The sequence below is a fragment of the Modestobacter sp. VKM Ac-2979 genome (assembly GCF_026967995.1).
In the GTDB taxonomy this organism is placed as follows: Bacteria; Actinomycetota; Actinomycetes; order Mycobacteriales; family Geodermatophilaceae; genus Modestobacter.
This window is the reverse complement of sequence record NZ_JAPVBO010000002.1, coordinates 124,177-140,951: the sequence shown is the minus strand read 5'-3', so window position 1 is coordinate 140,951 and position 16,775 is coordinate 124,177. Positions and strand designations below refer to the sequence as shown.

The 16,775-nt window shown below is 74.5% G+C and carries 21 protein-coding genes; 12 read left to right on the top strand and 9 right to left on the bottom strand.

The features are described 5' to 3' along the window. Positions 1-31: 31 nt before the first annotated feature. The 5 genes from O2W15_RS05215 (at position 32) to fabG (ending at position 4,387) form a co-directional block, all read left to right on the top strand. On the top strand, positions 32-655 hold the full coding sequence (locus tag O2W15_RS05215; protein WP_269178644.1) for a TenA family transcriptional regulator: 624 nt from the start codon (positions 32-34) through the stop codon (positions 653-655). Next, positions 652-1,281 (top strand): TenA family protein, encoded by a 630-nt coding sequence (locus O2W15_RS05210; protein ID WP_269178643.1) that lies wholly within the window; start codon positions 652-654, stop codon positions 1,279-1,281. The genes O2W15_RS05215 and O2W15_RS05210 overlap by 4 nt, the downstream gene beginning before the upstream one ends. After that, complete coding sequence (locus O2W15_RS05205; RefSeq protein ID WP_269178642.1) at positions 1,281-1,958, top strand: ABC transporter ATP-binding protein; 678 nt, start codon at positions 1,281-1,283, stop codon at positions 1,956-1,958. Before O2W15_RS05210 ends, O2W15_RS05205 begins: the two co-directional genes overlap by 1 nt. Positions 1,959-2,120: 162 nt before the next feature. Continuing rightward, positions 2,121-3,530, top strand: coding sequence for a DUF6297 family protein (locus tag O2W15_RS05200; protein WP_269178641.1), 1,410 nt, complete (start codon positions 2,121-2,123; stop codon positions 3,528-3,530). A gap of 101 nt (positions 3,531-3,631) precedes the next feature. Further along, positions 3,632-4,387 carry a 3-oxoacyl-ACP reductase FabG gene (gene fabG, locus O2W15_RS05195; RefSeq protein ID WP_269178640.1) on the top strand — a complete coding sequence of 252 codons (756 nt, stop codon included), beginning with the start codon at positions 3,632-3,634 and terminating at the stop codon, positions 4,385-4,387. Positions 4,388-4,464: 77 nt separating this feature from the next. Here the strand turns inward: fabG and O2W15_RS05190 are convergent, their stop codons facing one another. Beyond that, entirely contained in the window at positions 4,465-5,244 is a 780-nt protein-coding gene (locus O2W15_RS05190) for an SDR family NAD(P)-dependent oxidoreductase (protein WP_269178639.1), read from the bottom strand. A gap of 26 nt (positions 5,245-5,270) precedes the next feature. Here O2W15_RS05190 and O2W15_RS05185 point away from each other — a divergent pair, with 26 nt between their 5' ends. After that, positions 5,271-5,750 carry a hypothetical protein gene (locus O2W15_RS05185; RefSeq protein WP_269178638.1) on the top strand — a complete coding sequence of 160 codons (480 nt, stop codon included), beginning with the start codon at positions 5,271-5,273 and terminating at the stop codon, positions 5,748-5,750. Positions 5,751-5,864: 114 nt separating this feature from the next. Further along, entirely contained in the window at positions 5,865-6,506 is a 642-nt protein-coding gene (locus O2W15_RS05180) for a hypothetical protein (RefSeq protein ID WP_269178637.1), read from the top strand. A 6-nt stretch (positions 6,507-6,512) separates the two neighbouring features. On the opposite strand, the gene O2W15_RS05175 is transcribed toward O2W15_RS05180, so the two are convergent. The 3 genes from O2W15_RS05175 to O2W15_RS05165 form a co-directional block, all read right to left on the bottom strand. Continuing rightward, positions 6,513-7,067 (bottom strand): dihydrofolate reductase family protein, encoded by a 555-nt coding sequence (locus O2W15_RS05175; protein ID WP_269178636.1) that lies wholly within the window; start codon positions 7,065-7,067, stop codon positions 6,513-6,515. 81 nt (positions 7,068-7,148) lie between these two features. Then, on the bottom strand, positions 7,149-7,853 hold the full coding sequence (locus O2W15_RS05170; protein ID WP_269178635.1) for a hypothetical protein: 705 nt from the start codon (positions 7,851-7,853) through the stop codon (positions 7,149-7,151). 42 nt (positions 7,854-7,895) lie between these two features. Continuing rightward, a complete protein-coding gene (locus O2W15_RS05165; protein ID WP_269178634.1) occupies positions 7,896-8,303 on the bottom strand; it encodes a VOC family protein in 408 nt (135 codons plus the stop codon). 61 nt (positions 8,304-8,364) lie between these two features. On the opposite strand from O2W15_RS05165, the gene O2W15_RS05160 reads away from it, so the two are divergent. Continuing rightward, positions 8,365-9,354, top strand: coding sequence for a helix-turn-helix transcriptional regulator (locus O2W15_RS05160; protein WP_269178633.1), 990 nt, complete (start codon positions 8,365-8,367; stop codon positions 9,352-9,354). A gap of 20 nt (positions 9,355-9,374) precedes the next feature. On the opposite strand, the gene O2W15_RS05155 is transcribed toward O2W15_RS05160, so the two are convergent. Further along, a complete protein-coding gene (locus tag O2W15_RS05155) occupies positions 9,375-10,673 on the bottom strand; it encodes an Nramp family divalent metal transporter (protein ID WP_269178632.1) in 1,299 nt (432 codons plus the stop codon). A 125-nt stretch (positions 10,674-10,798) separates the two neighbouring features. Then, on the bottom strand, positions 10,799-11,407 hold the full coding sequence (locus O2W15_RS05150; protein ID WP_269178631.1) for a GNAT family N-acetyltransferase: 609 nt from the start codon (positions 11,405-11,407) through the stop codon (positions 10,799-10,801). A gap of 174 nt (positions 11,408-11,581) precedes the next feature. On the opposite strand from O2W15_RS05150, the gene O2W15_RS05145 reads away from it, so the two are divergent. Both O2W15_RS05145 and O2W15_RS05140 read left to right on the top strand, forming a co-directional pair. After that, positions 11,582-12,190, top strand: a complete 609-nt coding sequence (locus O2W15_RS05145; RefSeq protein WP_269178630.1) for an ATP-dependent Clp protease proteolytic subunit — start codon at positions 11,582-11,584, stop codon at positions 12,188-12,190. A gap of 55 nt (positions 12,191-12,245) precedes the next feature. Continuing rightward, positions 12,246-12,758, top strand: coding sequence for a VOC family protein (locus tag O2W15_RS05140; RefSeq protein WP_269178629.1), 513 nt, complete (start codon positions 12,246-12,248; stop codon positions 12,756-12,758). A gap of 105 nt (positions 12,759-12,863) precedes the next feature. Here O2W15_RS05140 and O2W15_RS05135 read toward each other — a convergent pair whose 3' ends face one another. The 3 genes from O2W15_RS05135 to O2W15_RS05125 are packed head-to-tail and all read right to left on the bottom strand — an operon-like array spanning position 12,864 to position 14,093. After that, complete coding sequence (locus O2W15_RS05135) at positions 12,864-13,373, bottom strand: PaaI family thioesterase (RefSeq protein WP_269164020.1); 510 nt, start codon at positions 13,371-13,373, stop codon at positions 12,864-12,866. A gap of 16 nt (positions 13,374-13,389) precedes the next feature. Continuing rightward, the gene (locus O2W15_RS05130; protein ID WP_269178628.1) at positions 13,390-13,866 is read right to left on the bottom strand and encodes a PTS sugar transporter subunit IIA; all 477 of its coding nucleotides are present in this window, start codon (positions 13,864-13,866) and stop codon (positions 13,390-13,392) included. Beyond that, on the bottom strand, positions 13,863-14,093 hold the full coding sequence (locus O2W15_RS05125) for a PTS glucose/sucrose transporter subunit IIB (protein ID WP_269178627.1): 231 nt from the start codon (positions 14,091-14,093) through the stop codon (positions 13,863-13,865). Before O2W15_RS05125 ends, O2W15_RS05130 begins: the two co-directional genes overlap by 4 nt. 213 nt (positions 14,094-14,306) lie before the next feature. Between O2W15_RS05125 and O2W15_RS05120 the strand changes: the two genes are divergently transcribed. Together O2W15_RS05120 and O2W15_RS05115 are read left to right on the top strand one after the other, a co-directional pair. Beyond that, a complete protein-coding gene (locus O2W15_RS05120; RefSeq protein WP_269164018.1) occupies positions 14,307-15,596 on the top strand; it encodes a PTS transporter subunit EIIC in 1,290 nt (429 codons plus the stop codon). Between the two features lie 23 nt (positions 15,597-15,619). Then, positions 15,620-16,774 (top strand): N-acetylglucosamine-6-phosphate deacetylase, encoded by a 1,155-nt coding sequence (locus O2W15_RS05115; RefSeq protein ID WP_269178626.1) that lies wholly within the window; start codon positions 15,620-15,622, stop codon positions 16,772-16,774. The last annotated feature ends 1 nt before the right edge of the window (position 16,775 follow it).

Here is a 16,775-nt window from a genome sequence, read left to right as displayed (position 1 = left end):
GCCACCATAGCCACCTCGTAGAGTCCGCGCCGTGCCGGTCGCCGAGCTGCTGCAACGCCATCCCGAGATCTGGCGCGGGGCCACCGCGCACCCGTTCCTCACCGCGGTGCTCGACGGGTCGCTGCCCGCCGGCGCCTTCGACACCTGGCTGGTGCAGGACGCGCGCTTCGTCGCCGACCTGCTGCGCTTCCAGGCGCGGTTGCTGGCCCGCGCACCGCGGCCCGCGCAGGCGGTCCTGGCCGGGGGCCTGGTCGCGCTGGTCGAGGAGCTGGCCTGGTTCGAGGAGCAGGCGGCCGCCCGCGGCCTGGACCTCACCGCCCCCGCGCTGCCCGCCACCGCGGCCTACGCCGAGCTGCTGCAGCGACTGGACGCCGCCGAGGTGCCGGTCGCGCTGACGGCGCTGTGGACCATCGAGCGCACCTACCTCGACGCCTGGACCACCGCGCTGCCCGGGGCCCCGGCCTACCGGGAGTTCGTCGAGCACTGGACCGTGCCGGGCTTCGCCGGCTACGTCGCCGGCCTGGAGGCGGCGGCCGACGCTGTCGGCGGGGGCAGGGACGCGGTCTTCCTCGACGTCGTCGCCGCCGAGGTGGCCTTCTGGGACATGGCACTCGGGGACGGGGCACTCAGCGATCCGGCGGTGCAGGCGCCGTGAGCCTGGCCGCCGGGCTCTGGGCCGAGAACGCCGACCTCGCCGCCGTCGCGCTGGCGCACCCGTTCGTGCAGGGCATCGCCGACGGGAGCCTGCCGACCGACCGGTTCGCCGGCTACGTCGCCCAGGACGCGTTCTTCCTCGAGTCCTTCGCCCGCGCCTACGCCCTCGGCGCCGCGTACAGCCCTGACCGGGCCGGCCTGGACGTCTTCGTCGACCTGCTCGCCGGCGTCCGCGAGGAGCTGCGGCTGCACGAGGGCTACGCGGCGCGCTGGGGCATCGACCTGGCCGTGGTCGAGCCGCTGCCGGCCACGCTGGCCTACACCGAGTTCCTGCTCGCCACGGCGGCCCTGGGCGGGGGAGGGCTGACCTGCGCTGCCATGACGCCGTGCATGCGGCTGTACGCCCACCTCGGGCAGTCGCTGGCCGGCCGGCCCGCCACCCCGTACACCGAGTGGGTCACCACCTACGCCGACCCGGCCTTCGAGGAGCTGGCGGCCACGCTGGAGCGGCTGCTGGACGACACAGCGGCCGACACCCCCGCGGTGCGGCGCGCCTACCGCCGGGCCATGGAGCTGGAGATCGGCTTCTTCGACGCCGCGTGGCGCGGTGGTGCGGGGCCCGGCTGATGGTCCTGCTGGCCGCCGAGCAGCTGTCGGTCGGCTACGGCGACGAGCCGGTGTGCGCCCCGGTGACGGTGTCGGTCGCGCCCGGGACGGCGGTCGCGCTGGTCGGCCCGAACGGCGCGGGCAAGTCCACCGTGCTGCAGACGATGGTCGGCCTGCTGCCGCCGCTGACCGGGACGGTGCGCTTCGCCGGTGGCCCGGTCGACGAGCGGGACGCCGGTTTCCGCCGGGCGGTCGCCGGGGTGCTGGACGACGACGCGTTCTTCCCGTCACTGACCGGTGCGGAGCACCTGCTGCTCACCGCCCGCGCCCACGGGGTCACCGACGCCGAGGAGGTGGTCGAGGCGGAGCTGGTCTCCTTCGGGCTGACCGACCGGGCCGGCGCGCTGCCCTCGGCGCTCTCCTCCGGCCAGCGCCGGCGGCTGGCGCTGGCCGGGGCACTGGTGCGACCGGCCGACCTGCTGGTGCTCGACGAGCCGGAACGCCGCCTGGACACCGCGATGCGCCGGGCGCTGGCCGACCGGCTCGCGGCGCTGGTGGACGCCGGCGGCGCGGTGCTGTTCGCCAGCCACGACCCGACGTTCATCGGCACCCTCGCCGACCACGCCCTGGTCATCGGTGAGGACGAGTGCCCGGTGGTCGCGCCCGAGGACGCCGTCGCGGCGTTGCAGGAGGGCTGAGCCACGGCGGCGACGACCCCGCTGCAGGCGCGGCCGGCGGAGGAGTGGAGCGGCACCGCCGTCCGCCGGTACACCCGCCGGGCGACGGCCTCGCGGGCCGACACCAGCTGGCTGACCCGGGTCGGGGACGCCCTGTCCGGACTCACCTCCGCCGGGGTCTTCGTGGCGCTCTGCGGGGGCGCCGTCTCCAGCCTCCGCGAGCAGATCGCCGCCCGCCCGGCTGCCGATGCGGCGGTGCTCCCCGGTTCGCTGACCGCGGCGGCGGTCGCGCTGTCCCTGACCGCCGGGCTGACCGCGCTGTTCGCCCGGCTGGGACCGGTCAGCGCCACGCCTGCGGCCGTGGTGTGGTGGCTGCCCCTGCCCGCGGGGCGCCGCGGACTGCTCCGCGGCGAGCTGCGCCGGGCGGTCGGCCTGGCGGTGGCGGCGGCGCTGGTCGTCGGCGTCCCGGTGGTGCTGGCCTGGAGCCGGACACCGGTCGGCGTCCTCGCCGGGCTGGCGGGCGGTGCGCTGCTGGCGGTGACCGCCGTCGCGGTGCTCGTCGTCCGGCAGGCCGGTGGTGGCGGCCGCTGGGTGCCCGCTGTCGCCGGGGCGGTGACCGCGCTGGCCCTGGTCGGTCCCGCCGTCGTCGGGTGCGTGGTCGCCGGGCTGGGGGTGGGCCTGCCGGACGTCGCGGGGCGGGCCTGGTCGCTGCCGGCGCCGGTGGCGCTGGGGCTGCTCGGTGCGCTGCTGGGGGTCGCCGTCCTCTGCCTGGTCCTGGCCGACCGCCGGCTGGCCGACCTCTCTGCCGGTGCGCTCCGTGCGTCGGGGGAGACCGCGCAGTACGCCACCGCGTCGGTCTTCTCGCTGGACACCCGGGAGCTCGGCCGGGCGCTGGGGACGACGGTGCACCGGCCACGGCGCCCGCTGGCCTGGCGCTGGGTGCGGCGCCCCTGGCAGGCGGTCGTCGCCGGCGACCTGGCGGTGCTGGCCCGGTCCCCCTGGCGCTGGGGGCAGCTGGCGGTCGGGGCGGCGCTGCCGGTGCTGGCTGCGCGCACCGAGGGGCTGGCCGAGGTGCCCGCGCTGGTGGCGGTGACCGTCGTCCTCGGCTGGTGGACCGCCGCCACGTCGCTGGGTGAGCCGAGCCGGCGGGCGTCCGCGGCGCCGGCCGCCGACCGCGGGCTGCCGCTGGGCGGCGCGGCGGTCGTCTGGGCCCGGGCAGTCGTGCCGGCCGCGGTGCTCGTGGGTGTCTGCGGGGCCTCGGCGCTGCTCGTCGGCCAGGGCACCGGCGCGCCGGTGGCGTGGCTGGCGCTGGGCGCGGTCACCGCACCGGCGTGGGCCGGAGCGGCCGTGCGCGCCGGCTACCGCCCGGACCTGGACTGGTCCGGGCCGGTGCTCGCCTCGCCGATGGGCGCCGTGCCGGTCGGGGTGGGCAGCACGCTGGTGCGCGGGCCGGACGTCGGGCTGCTGGGCACCGTGCCGGTCGCCCTGGCGCTGCTGCTCGGCACCGCTCCCTGGTGGCTGGTCGGCGCCGGGCTGCTGTGGTCGCTGGCACTGGGCGCGCTCGCCGCGGGGACGGCCCGCCCCCCGGACTGACCCGGCCGGGTGCGGGCGCCCTGCGTGCGTGGTGCTAAGCAGTGGGGCAGGACGGCGGGCCGGACGACTGTGTCCGCCGACGAACTCGACGAGGAGATGCAGTGGCTCAGCAGCGGACGGCGATCATCACGGGAGCGGCGCGCGGGATCGGCGCGGCCATCGCACGGCGGTTCGCCCAGGACGGGATGGCGGTCGCCGTGCTCGACCTGGACGAGGCGGCCTGCGCGGGCACGGTCGAGGAGATCCAGAAGGCCGGTGGTGAGGCGCTCGCGGTGGGCGCGAACGTCGCCGAGGAGGAGTCGGTCGAGGCCGCGGTGGAGCGGATCGCCGCCGAGCTCGGGGCGCCGACCGTGCTGGTGAACAACGCCGGCATCACCCGCGACAACCTGCTGTTCAAGATGAGCGTCGCCGACTGGGACGCCGTCATGGGCGTGCACCTGCGGGGTGCCTTCCTGATGAGCAAGGCCGCGCAGAAGCACATGGTCGAGGCCGAGTACGGCCGGATCGTGAACCTCTCCAGCGTCTCGGCGCTGGGCAACCGCGGCCAGGTCAACTACTCCGCGGCCAAGGCGGGCATGCAGGGCTTCACCAAGACCCTCGCCATCGAGCTCGGCCGGTACAACGTGACCGCCAACGCGATCGCCCCCGGCTTCATCGAGACCGAGATGACCGCGCAGACCGCCGAGCGGGTGGGCGTGCCGTACGAGCAGTTCAAGGAGATGGCCGCCAAGCAGATCCCGGTCGCCCGGGTCGGCCAGCCCGAGGACATCGCGCACACCGCCGCGTTCCTGTGCAGCGAGGGCGCGGGCTTCGTGTCCGGCCAGGTCATCTACGTCGCCGGCGGCCCCCGCGCCTGAAGAAGGACCCCGCTGCCCCCCGCCACTCGCAGGCTCGTGGCGGGACCCTGCAGCGGGGCCGTCGGGCCGCCGCGCCGTCAGTCGGCGCGGCGGCTCGGCCCGCCGTGCAGACCCCGGCGGGCGAGCTCGGCGGTGAGCCGGGTCCACACCCGCACCGGCAGCAGCCGGGCCAGCTTCATGGCGATCATCATCGGCACCGGGAAGACGACCTCGGCCTTGTCCCGGGCGATGCCGTCGGCGATCGTGCGGGCCGCGACGTCCGCAGGCACCTTGAACGGCATCGGGTAGGTGTTCCGGTCGGTCAGCCGGGTGGTCACGAACCCCGGGTTGACGATCTGCACGACGACGCCCCGCGGCGCCAACGACCCGCGCAGGCCCTCCAGCAGGTTGATCAGCGCCGCCTTGCCCGCGTTGTAGGCCTCCGAGCCGGGCATCCCGCGGTAGCCGGCGACCGAGGCGACGCCGACGACCCGGCCACGCCCGGCGGCCAGCATCTGCGGGACGACGGCCTCCATGGTGTGCACCGCACCCATCACGTTGACCTGCAGGTGGTCGGCGAACAGCTGCGAGTCCCACGGTTCCACGTGGAACGACGACCAGGTGCCGGCGTTGAGCACGGCGACGTCCAGTCCGCCCAGCGCCTCCCGCACCCGCTCGCCCGCCGCGACGGTGGCCGCCCGGTCGGTGACGTCCAGCGGGACGACGACCATCCGCCCGGCGGCCACCTCGGCGAGCTGCTCGGCGCTGCGGGCACTGATCGCCACCCGGGCCCCGCGGTCGGCCAGCTCCATCGCCAGCGCCGCGCCGATGCCGGTCGAGGCGCCGGTGACCCAGATCCGTGCACCGGAGATCTCCATGCGGCCCAGCCTGGATGATGGCGACCATGGCAGCACGCAAGAAGTCGTCCGCCGGACCGGCGCCGCGGCTGGGCCACGGCGAGTTCGTGGCCTACCCGGGCGGTCCGACGGCGATCTACGACCTGCTCGAGCGGCTGAGCGAGGTGGCCGGGGACTCGCCGGACTTCGGCACCCCGGGGATCAGCCTGGACCGGAAGCGGCTGACCGTGCGCTGGCACGGCGAGCTGCCCGGGCGGGTGCAGGCCCTGCTGGCCGACCCGGGGTTCGAGGTGACCGTCCAGATGACCCCGTACCGCCCGGGTGACCTGCGGGCCGAGGCGGAGCGGCTGCTCCGGGAGCACCCGGGCGTCCTCGCCGCCGCCACCGCCCGCCCGGAGGGGGACGGCGTCGAGGTGCTCGTGCCCCCGGCGGTCGCCGAACCCGCCGGTGGCGCGGACCAGGCAGTGGCCGGGATCAGCAGCGACGTCCCCCTGTTCGCCGAGGTCGGCGAGGCCCCACCACCCTGAGCCAGCGACAGAGGGGCCGAAGTCGCGACTCTGGCCCCTCGGCTGGGTCACCGTTGGGTCACGGGACCGGTCGGCGGGCGGGACGAGGCCCCGCCGACCTGCACCATCGCCGCCGTGTGGACGAACAGGCTGCTGAGCGTGGGGTTGCTGCTGGGAGGTGCTGTGGTGCTGACGTCCTGCGCGGAGCAGCCGCAACAGCCGGGTGCGCCGGGAGAGCAGCCGCCCGGCTACGTCGAGCTGCGTCCGATGCCCGAGTCACCCGGCCCGTTGCCCGATGAGCTGTCGCCGCACGTGGTGCCGCCCGACGAGCTGCTCGAGGATCTCAGCCTCCCACCGGTGACGACCGAGATGATGGCCGCACTCGACGAGGTGCGGGCCGCAGCCGGCGGCAGCCCCGACTTCGGCGACCCGGAGATCAGCACCGACCGCACCCGGATCACCGTCCGCTGGTACGGCCCGGTGCCGGCCGCCGTCCAGCAGGTCGTCGACGCCCACGCCGCCGGCGACTTCGTGATGGTGGTGGAGCAGGTGCCGTTCCGCCCTGGTGACCTGCAGGCGGAGGCCCAGCGGCTGATCCGTGAGCACCCCGGGGTGGTCAACGCGGTCGGGCCCCGGCCGGCCGGCGACGGCATCGACGTCATGATCTCCGAGCAGGCGGTGGCCGACGCCGGGGGCCTGGACCAGGCCGTGGCCGACGCCGGCATCCTCAGCGAGTTCCCGCTCTTCCCGTCGGCCGGCTCCGTCGTACCGGCCTGAGCCGGCTCAGCCGGCGGCCGGGCCGTAGGTGAGGTGGGCGACGCCGTTGGACAGGCTCTCGACGCCGACCAGGGCCAGCGGCTGGGACGTGCCCTCCGGGAACAGCCGGATGCCGGTGCCCACGGCCAGCGGGTAGACGTAGAGGTGCAGCTCGTCGACCAGCCCGTCGGCGAGCATGGCGCGCACCAGCGTGGCGCTGCCGCTGACGTACAGGTCGCCGTCTGACTCGCCCTTGAGCCCGCGGATGCGATCGGCCGAGTAGCCGCCGATCACGGTCGAGTTCCGCCAGACCGACTCGGCGTCGGTCACAGTGGAGCTGACCACGTGCTTGCGGGTGTCGTTGAAGAACGGGGCGCCCTCGTCGTCCTCCACGGTGCGGGTCGACCAGGCCGGCGCGAACATCTCGAAGGTGTTCCGGCCGAGCAGGATGCCGGTCGACGAGCCGGTCAGCGCGCCGATGGAGGCGGCCAGGTCGTCGGGGAAGCCGTACTCCATCGTCCACATCGGGGCGTCGACGACGTTGTCGACGGTGGTGAACTCGTGGACCTTGATCGCGCCCATGTCTCGTGCTCCTCGGTCGGTGCTCGGTGGTGTCGTAGCTGAGACGGCGTCCGGCGCCGTTCCTCATCGGCGGGCCGGCGCTCAGCCGTAGCTGGGGTCCAGCGCGGTGGAGGGCTGGACGGCGACGGCGTCCAGGTCCGGGGCGGTGAGGACGGCCTCGATCGCCGCACGGCTGCCGCCGACGTAGGTCAGATAGCCGTCGATCTCGGTGGCGACCAGCCAGGCCCGGTCCGCAGGCCACCACAGGCTCGCGCACCGCCACTCCACCGGCGTCGGCAGCACCGGGGCGACGGCGACCGGCCCGCTGAGCAGGTGGTAGGCCCGGTGCGGGACCTGGACGCGCATCGGCCGGTCGGCCCAGGCTTCGGTCTCCGGCAGGCCGAAGCCCTCCCAGAGGCAGAAGTACGCCTCGTCCGGCGTCCCGGTGAACTCGCCCAGCACGCGGGCGAGGATCGCCGTCTCACGGGCGTCCAACCCGCCGTCGGAGGGCCGGCCCCAGCGGTCGGAGCCGGCCACCAGGTCGTCGAATCGGATCTCGGCGGTCAGCTGCACCCCGGTGGCGGCGGCGATCTCCGGCCACCGGTACCGCGGCTCGCCGTCCTCGTGCTCGTCCCCGTAGCTGGGCGGCAGCACCCGGGCGTAGGACTCGAAGACCGGCGGGACGAGCCCGGCGACCGTCGCTGACCCGGCCGTCGGTGTCAGTGCGGCCTCGATCCACGCCGCTGGGCTCGTGTCGGCCAGCACCGACAGCCCCGGCGCCCAGGCAACGGGCTCGCGCAGCTCCATCTCGTCATCGTGCCGCCCCGTGGTGCGCGAGCCCAGTGGGCGTCAGGCCGGGTGGTGGCACACCGCCTCCAGGTTGATCCCGTGCGGGTCGTCGACGAACCCGCCGTAGTAGTCGGGGTGGTATTCCGGGCGGACGGCGGGTGCTTCCCGTTCGGTGGCGCCGGCGGCCAGCGCGGCCTGGTGGAACACGTGCACCTCGTCCCGGGTGTCGACGGTGAAGGCCAGGTGCATGTTGCTGCCCACGGTGCCGTCGTCGACGAGCCAGAAGAACGGCTTCCGGTCGGACCAGCCATAGCCGGTCATCGCCGGGCCGTGGTCCCCGGCCGGGATCACCAGCATCTGGGCGATCCGGATCGAGGCGAGGACCGGCTCGTAGAACGCCATCGCGGCGGCGAGGTCGGGCACAGCGATGTTGAGGTGGTCGATGCGGGAGCCTGATCTGTCGGTCATGGGAGGACCGTCGCAGCGATCGAGGACGCCGGGTGTCCGCGATCGGGGTCAGAGTGGGGCCGTGGCCACCACGTCGTCCCGTGCGCTCACCCTGCTGTCGTTGCTGAGCACCGGCCGGGCCTGGTCCGGGCGGGAGCTCGCCGGCCGGCTGGCCGTCAGCTCCCGGACCCTCCGCCGCGACGTCGACGCCCTCCGGGAGCTCGGCTTCCCGGTCACCACCTCCTCGGGGCCCACCGGCGGGTACCGGCTGGCGGCGGGAGGCACCCTCCCGCCGCTGCTGTTCGACGACGAACAGGCGGTCGCCGTCGCGCTGGCACTGCAGACCGCACCCGTCACGGTGGCCGGTGTCGGGGACGGCGCGGCCCGGGCGCTGACCACCCTGCGCCAGGTGCTCCCGGTGCACCTCCGGCCGCAGGTGGACGCGCTCCGGGTCACCGCCATCCCGAACGTCTGGGAGTTCGCCGCCCCACCGATCGACCGCGCCACCCTGGCCGCCGTGGGTGACGCGGTCCGCCGCGGCCACGTGCTGCGGTTCGACCTCCTCGGCCCCGACGGTCACCGTCCCGAGCCGGGGAGCACCGACTTCAGCCCGCCGCTGCGGGTCGAGCCCCACCACCTGGCCGTCTGGGCCGGCCGTTGGTACCTGGTCTCCTACGACCTGGCCGCCGCGGGCTGGGTGGTCCACCGGGTGGACCGGGTCCACCCGCTCGCACCGACCGGGACGTCGTTCCAGCGCCGGCCGCTCCCCGCGGTCGACGTCGCCGAGTACGTGGTGAACCGGCACGACCGAGGGGACACCGTCGCCCGGTGGCCCTGCACGGGCAGCGTCCTGATGGAGCTGCCCGCCGATCTGGCCGCCCGCTGGGCACCGGCAGGAGCCGTCGTGGAGCGCGTGTCGGCCCGCCAGTGCCGGTTCACCGTGGGGGCGTGGTCGTGGGCCGGGGTCGTCGGCATCCTCGCCACCTTCGGTGCGGACGTCTCGGAGGTGGAACCCGACGAGCTGCGGGCGGAGATGGCGGTCGTCTCGGCCCGGCTCGTGGGCCACGGCTGACCGGACGCCCGGCGCCGCGCTCAGCCCAGGAAGGTGCTCACCAGCAGGTAGCCGTTCAGCGCGATGATCAGCGCGGCGACGACCGAGCCGGTGAGCGTGGTGACCCGCCGGTTGACCCAGCCGCCCATCAGGTCCTTGCGGGAGGTCAGCCACAGCAGTGGCACCAGCGCGAACGGGATGCCGAAGCAGAGCACGACCTGCGACCAGACCAGCGCCGTCGTCGGGTCGCCGCCCAGGCCCAGCACCAGCAGCGCCGGGGCGAGGGTGATCAGCCGGCGGACCAGCACCGGGATGTGCCTGCGCAGGAACCCGGCCATCACGACCTGACCGGCGTGCGTGCCGACCGAGGAGCTGGCGAACCCGGCGGCGAGCAGGGCGATGGCGAAGGCCAGGGCCGCGCCGCTGCCGAGCTGGTCGCCCAGGCCGGCGTGCACGCTCTCCAGCGACTCGATGCCGTCGCCGGAGGTGAACAGCTGGGCGGCGATCACCAGCATCGCGGCGTTGACCAGCCCGGCCAGCCCCATCGCGATGAAGACGTCGATCCGCTGGGCGCGCAGCAGCCCGCGCCGTCCGGAGTGCGACCTCCCCGCGGTGACCGTGTCGCCGTACCGGCCTGGCGTCAGCGCGGAGTGCACGTAGATGACGTGCGGCATGACCGTGGCGCCCAGGATGCCGGTGGCCAGCAGCAGGCTGTCGGTGCCGGCGAAGCTGGGCACCATGCCGGAGGCGACGCCGCCCGGGTCGACCCCGGCGCCGATCAGCGTGTAGACGAACCCGCCACCGATCACCAGCAGCAGCCCGGTGATCACCCGCTCGAACGGCCGGAACCCCCGGGACTGGGCGGCCAGCAGGACGAACGCGACGATCGCGGTGATGATCCCGCCCATCCACAGCGGCACCCCGAACAGCAGGTTCAGGGCGACCGCCCCGCCGACGATCTCGGCCAGGTCGGTGGCGATCGCGACCGCCTCGGCCTGTGCCCACAGCCCCCAGGTGACCGGCCGGGGGAACCGCTCGCGGCAGCAGGTGGCCAGGTCCCGCCCGGTGGCCAGCCCCAGCTTGGCGGTGAGCGTCTGGATGAGCATCGCCATCAGGTTGGCCGCGACGATCACCCACAGCAGGGTGTAGCCGAACGAGGCGCCGCCGGAGAAGTTGGTCGCGAAGTTGCCGGGGTCGACGTAGGCGACCGCGGCGACGAACGCCGGCCCGAGCATCGGCCACAGCCGGCGCTTCACCGTCGGCGCCGGTGGGGTGGGCCGCGGCAGGGTGCGCGGCAGCGTGCTGGTGAGGACGGCGGCCTCGGTCTTCGACAGGTACACGGGGGCCTCGCTGGGGGCTGGAGCCTGGGTGGTCGCTCCTGTCCTGCCCGACCCGCGGGGGCCAACCGGGCCGACCTGTGGCCCCCGGGGGTCAGGTCAGGCTCACCTCGGTGTACCTGTCGATGTCAGCGCCGCTTGGGCTGGCGGACCAAGGTCCAGATCGGCAGCTCGTGGTCGACCGCCGTCCGGGTCGAGTGGGTGACGGCGAAGCCGGACTGCTGCAGCCAGCGGACGACGGTCGAGGTGTAGACCGTCGCCGCGGCCGGAACCCCGTCGGCGTCGCACCGATCGAGCACCGGCTGCAGCACCGCCGCACCGAGCCCCTGGTGCCGGGCGGCGGGCCGGGTGCCGACGGCGTGCAGCCACCAGTGCGGCTCGTCCGGTCGGCCGAGCGCGCCGAGCCGCTCGCTGGCCAGCACGACCGGCTGGCGGGCACCGAACACCCGCGGCAGGTCCCGGTCGATGACCGCCTGCAGGTCCGCGGCGTGCGGCGGGGCGTCCGGCGCCACCCACGCGGCGGCCGCGTCGACGTCGTCGGTGACCCACGCCGTCCCGGCCAGCACCGGCACCAGCGCGCCCCACAGCTCCGCCCAGCGGGACAGCCGCTGGGTGCGGCCGTCCTCGGGCAGCGCCCAGGAGGTCCAGCGGTAGTCGGGGTAGGCCGCGGCCAGCGTGGCGGCCAGCCGGGGGACGTCGGCGCGGGTGGCCTTGCGCACGACGGGGGGTTCGCTCACCGGTCGATCAGACCACGGGCGGGCGCGCCGCCGCCGGGCGAGTGCGTCAACCACCATTCGCGGAGAGCGCAATAATTGCGCCGACTGCGCAATCGGCCATTCCTCCTCGACTTCTCCGACCTCCGCGCACTTGAGTGGTCTCGTCCATTCCGACGTCGAGCAGGAGAGTCAGCGATGACCAGCGAACAGCTCCGGGCAGCAGGGACCAGCACCGCGTCGACCTTGGGAGACGCCGTCTACGACCGGCTGCTGAGGGAGCGGATCGTCTTCCTCGGGCGCGAGGTCGACGACGTGATCGCCAATCAACTCGCCGCGCAGATGCTGTTGTTGTCCGCCGAGGACCCGACGCGGGACATCCACCTCTACATCAACTCACCGGGTGGCTCGGTGTCCGGCGGAATGGCCGTCTACGACACCATGCAGTTCGTCGACTGCGACGTCGCGACCTACGGGATGGGCATGGTGGCGTCGATGGGGCAGTTCCTGCTCACCGCGGGGACTGCGGGCAAGCGGTACGCCTTGCCGCATGCGCGGGTGATGATGCACCAGCCCTCGGCCGGCCTGGGCGGCACCGCGGCCGACATCACCATCCAGGCGGAGATGCTGGGGCGGCTCAAGCGGCAGCTGAACGAACTGCAGGCGCACCACTCCGGGCAGGACGTCGACCAGGTCGAGCGGGACTCCGACCGCGACCGTTGGTTCACTGCGGCCGAGGCCCGGGAGTACGGCCTCATCGACCACGTGCTCCGCGACGCAGCCGCACTCCCGGGTGCACTTGCTTGAAGAATCAAGTAAATGGGCGCAGACTGGGGTCCTCGTCGACCAGCAGGAGTGCACCGTGCCCGTCCAGCGCCTCAACCACGCCGTCCTCTTCGTCCGGGACGTCGACCGCAGCACCGCCTTCTACCGCGACGTCCTCGGCTTCCGGGTGAAGACGGAGATGCCCGGCCGGGCGGTGTTCCTGCAGGCCGAGGGGTCGACCAACGACCACGACCTGGGCCTGTTCGCGGTCGGCGCCCAGGCCGGCCCCTCGGGCGCCGGGCGCAGCACCGTCGGGCTGTACCACCTGGCCTGGGAGGTCGACACGCTCGCCGAGCTGGCCCGGATCCGCGGCGCCCTGGCCGACGCCGGCGCGCTGGCCGGGGCCTCCGACCACGCCACCACGAAGGCGCTCTACGCCAAGGACCCCGACGGTCTCGAGTTCGAGGTCTCCTGGCTGCTGCCGGCCGACCTGATCACCTCGGACGTCGAGGCGCAGGGCGCGACCACCCGGCCGCTGGACCTGGACGCCGAGATCGCCCGCTACGGCGCGGAGACGAAGGGCGGCATCGGCGTCAGCGTCCCGGCCTGACCTCTCCGCCCCCTCGCCCGTCGAGTGGGCAGTTCCGGTCGCCGACACGGCGCGCCACGCCGCGCGGGGCGACCCGAACTGCGCACTCGAGGACGGCGCGGGGCCTCAGCCGACCTGGGTACCGGGCTGGGGGCGAATGACCAGGATGCTGCTGCTCGCCGTGCCGAGCAGCCGCTCGTCTGCGTCGAGCAGGCGGGCCTCGGCCAGCGCCGTCCGGCCGCCCAGGTGGGTCACCGTGCCGACGCAGGTCACCCGGCCGGTGTCCAGGGTGATCGGGCGGAGGAACTTCACCGTCAGGTCCAGGCTCGTGTAGCCCACCCCGGCGGGCAGCATCGAGTGGACGGCGCAGCCGGTGGCCGAGTCGAGAAGCGTGGCGTAGACGCCGCCGTGCACCGAGCCGATCGGGTTGTAGTGGTACTCGGCCGGGTCGAACGCGAAGACGACGCGGCCCGGCTCCACCTCGACCAGGTCGAAGCCGAGGGTGTCGGCGATCGGCGGCCCGGGGAGCTCCCCGGCCGCAACAGCGCGCAGCACGTCCAGCCCGGCGGCGGTGCGGGCGGCCGTCGCGGTCTGCATCGGATCGCCCCAGGCGAAGGTCCGTTCCCGTTCGGTCACCGCCGGACCGTAGCGCTCAGCCCTCCGCGGGCCAGCGGAACAGGGGTTCGCCGGCGACCACGGCCCGGCCCGCGGCGACCGGCGGGACCGTCTCCGCGGCGGCGTCCATCACCACCACCGGGCTGACCGGCGAGAGGCCGGCGGCCCGCACCGCGGCCAGGTCCACGGTCACCACTCGGTCCCCGACGGTGACCTCGTCGCCCTCGGTGACGTGCAGGGTGAACGGCTTGCCGGCCAGCTTCACCGTGTCCAGCCCGACGTGCACCAGCACTCCCTGGCCCTCAGGGGTCAGCACGATGAACGCGTGCGGGTGCACCTTGAGCAGCCGCCCGGACACCGGCGCGACCACCTCGACCGACCCGGCGTCCGGCTCCGGGTCGACTGCGACCCCGGCCCCGACCAGCGACGCGGCGAACACCGGGTCGGGCACCTCGGTCATCGGGACGACGGTGCCGGCCAGCGGCGCCGAGACGACGAGGGCCGCGGCGGTCACAGCAGGTCGTTGACGTCGTCGGCCAGCGAGTCGGCCTCCGGGCCGACGACGACCTGGACGATCGACCCGGCGACCATGACGCCGTGCGCCCCGGCCTGCTTGAGCGCCGCCTGGTCGACGAGCGAGGGGTCCTTCACCTCGGTGCGCAGCCGGGTGATGCAGCCCTCGACGTCCTCGATGTTGGTTGCCCCGCCCAGTCCGGCGACGATCTGCTCGGCCTTGCCCATGTGGATCTCCTCTCGGCGACCGCGAGGTCGCGGCACTGGCTGTCGAAGCGCCCAGGAAAGCGGCTCGACCGGCTGGCGTCCAGGGTGTTGACAGGCGCCGGTCGTGCCCGTCATCCTCCCCGGTCAACTGGTCATGACCGGACCGTACCGGTTCGACGCCGCCCACGGGCGTGGCCGGTCAACGCAGAGCTCGCGCCCCCGAGGAGACCGCACATGTCCGCTCCCACCGCAGCGCCGCCGAAGGAACGCCGAGGCCTCGCCGGCCTGCAGCGCCTGGGCCGCAGCCTCATGCTGCCGATTGCCGCACTGCCCGCAGCGGGCCTCATGCTGCGCCTGGGGCAGCCCGACCTGCTCGGCCGCTTCGAGCCGCTGGAGACCGTCGCCGCCGTGCTGGCCGCGGCCGGGGACGCCCTGTTCGCCAACCTGCCGCTGATCTTCGCCGTCGGCATCGCGATCGGCTGGGCCAAGAAGGCCGATGGCTCCACGGCGCTCGCCGCAGTCGTCGGGTACCTGGTGCTGTCCAACGTGTTCGAGGCGCTCAGCCCGGTCGTGCTGGGGGAGGCGGCCGAGGGGGAGACCCAGGAGCTGATCGACTTCGGGGTGCTCGGCGGCATCGTCGTCGGCATCCTCACGGCGATGCTGTGGCAGCGGTTCTACCGCGTCAAACTGCCCACCTACCTGGCCTTCTTCGGTGGCCGGCGGTTCGTCCCGATCATCACCTCGTTCACGATGATCTTCGTGGCGGTGCTCATGTCGCTGGTCTACCCGCTGTTCGACTCGGCGCTGACCAACCTGGGCGAGGCGGTCGAGGAGAACTCGGTGGTCGGCGGCGGCATCTTCGGCACGGTCAACCGGCTGCTCATCCCGCTCGGCCTGCACCACATCCTGAACACGGTGGTCTGGTTCACCCTGGGCGAGTACGACGGCGCCCAGGGCGACATCTACCGGTTCTTCGCCGGCGACCCGGAGGCCGGCACCTTCATGACCGGCTTCTTCCCGATCATGATGTTCGCGCTCCCCGCGGCGGCGATCGCCATCTGGCACGAGGCCCGCCCGGACCAGAAGAAGATCGTCGGCGGCGTCATGCTGTCCACCGGCCTCACCGCGTTCCTCACCGGCATCACCGAGCCGCTGGAGTTCTCCTTCCTCTTCGTGGCCTGGCCGCTGTACCTGGTGCACGCGTTGCTGACCGGCAGCTCCCTGGCGCTGACCAACGCGCTGGGCATCCACGACGGCTTCACGTTCTCCGCCGGGGCGATCGACTACCTGCTCAACTTCGGCATCGCGACCAGGCCGCTGTGGCTGATCCCGATCGGGCTGGTCTACGCGGTCATCTACTACGTGCTCTTCCGCTTCGTCATCCGCAAGTGGAACCTGCGCACGCCGGGCCGCGAGGAGGACGCGGAGGCCGTCGTGGGCAGCACCGACGACGCGCCGCGGCCGGCCGCGACGCCGGGCACCGGTGCCGTCACCAGCACGGTCGAGGAGGGTCCCCGATCCTGAGCGGGACAGCGCCGGCCGGCCCCGTGCTTCGGGGCCGGCTGGTCACCGGCGGCTCGGTCGTCGACGACGGTGTGCTCGCCGTGGTCGGCGACCGGGTCGCGTTCGCCGGGCCTGCCGCGGACTGGACCGGCGAGCTGCCGCCCCCCGCGCCGGGGACGCTGCTGCTGCCCGGGCTGGTCGACCTGCACTGTCACGGGGCCGCCGGTCACGGCTTCCCCGACGCGGACGCCGCCGGGGTGCGCGCCGCGGCCGCCCACCACCGGGCGCATGGGACGACGACCCTGGTGGCCAGCCTGGTCTCCGCCCCGGCGGCGGTGCTGCGCGAGCGGCTGGCCGTGCTGGCTCCGCTGGTCGAGGCCGGTGAGCTGGCCGGGGTGCACCTGGAGGGGCCGTTCCTCTCCGCCGCCCGCTGCGGCGCCCAGGACCCGGCCGCGCTGGTCCCCGGCGACCCCGCGCTGCTGGCCGAGCTGCTGGCCGCCGGGCGGGGGGCGGTCGTGTCGATGACGCTGGCCCCGGAGACCGCGCACCGGGCCGAGCTGGTCGACCTGCTGCGCGCGCACGGCGCGGTGCCCAGCTTCGGGCACACCGACGCCGCCGCCGCCGAGGTCACCGCCGCGATCCGGTCGGCGGCCCCCGGCGGTCCGCTCTCGGCGACCCACCTGTTCAACGGCATGCCGCCGCTGCTCTCCCGGGCGCCCGGCCCGGTCGCCGCCTGCCTGGCCGCCGCGGCGCGCGGCGAGCTGGTGGTCGAGCTGATCGGCGACGGGGTGCACCTGGCGCCGGAGACGGTGGCGACCGTGTTCGACCTGGTCGGTCCGGGTGCGATCGCGCTGGTCACCGACGCGATGGCCGCGGCCGGGATGGCCGACGGCAGCTACCGCCTCGGCTCGCTGCCGGTCGAGGTGCGCGACGGTGTCGCCCGGCTCACCGGGGCGTCGGCCGCCATCGCCGGCGGCACCGCCCGCCTGGTGGACGTCGTCCGGGCGACCGTGGCTGCGGGAGTTCCACTGGCCGACGCCGTCCGTTCGGCGACCGCCACCCCGGCCCGGTTGCTGGGCCGCGAGGATGTGGGCGAGCTGGCCCCGGGCCGGCGGGCCGACGTGCTCGTCACCGACCTGGACCTGAGCCCCACCGCCGTCCTGCGGGCCGGTGCGTGGGTGCACCGAGAGGAGAGCTGAC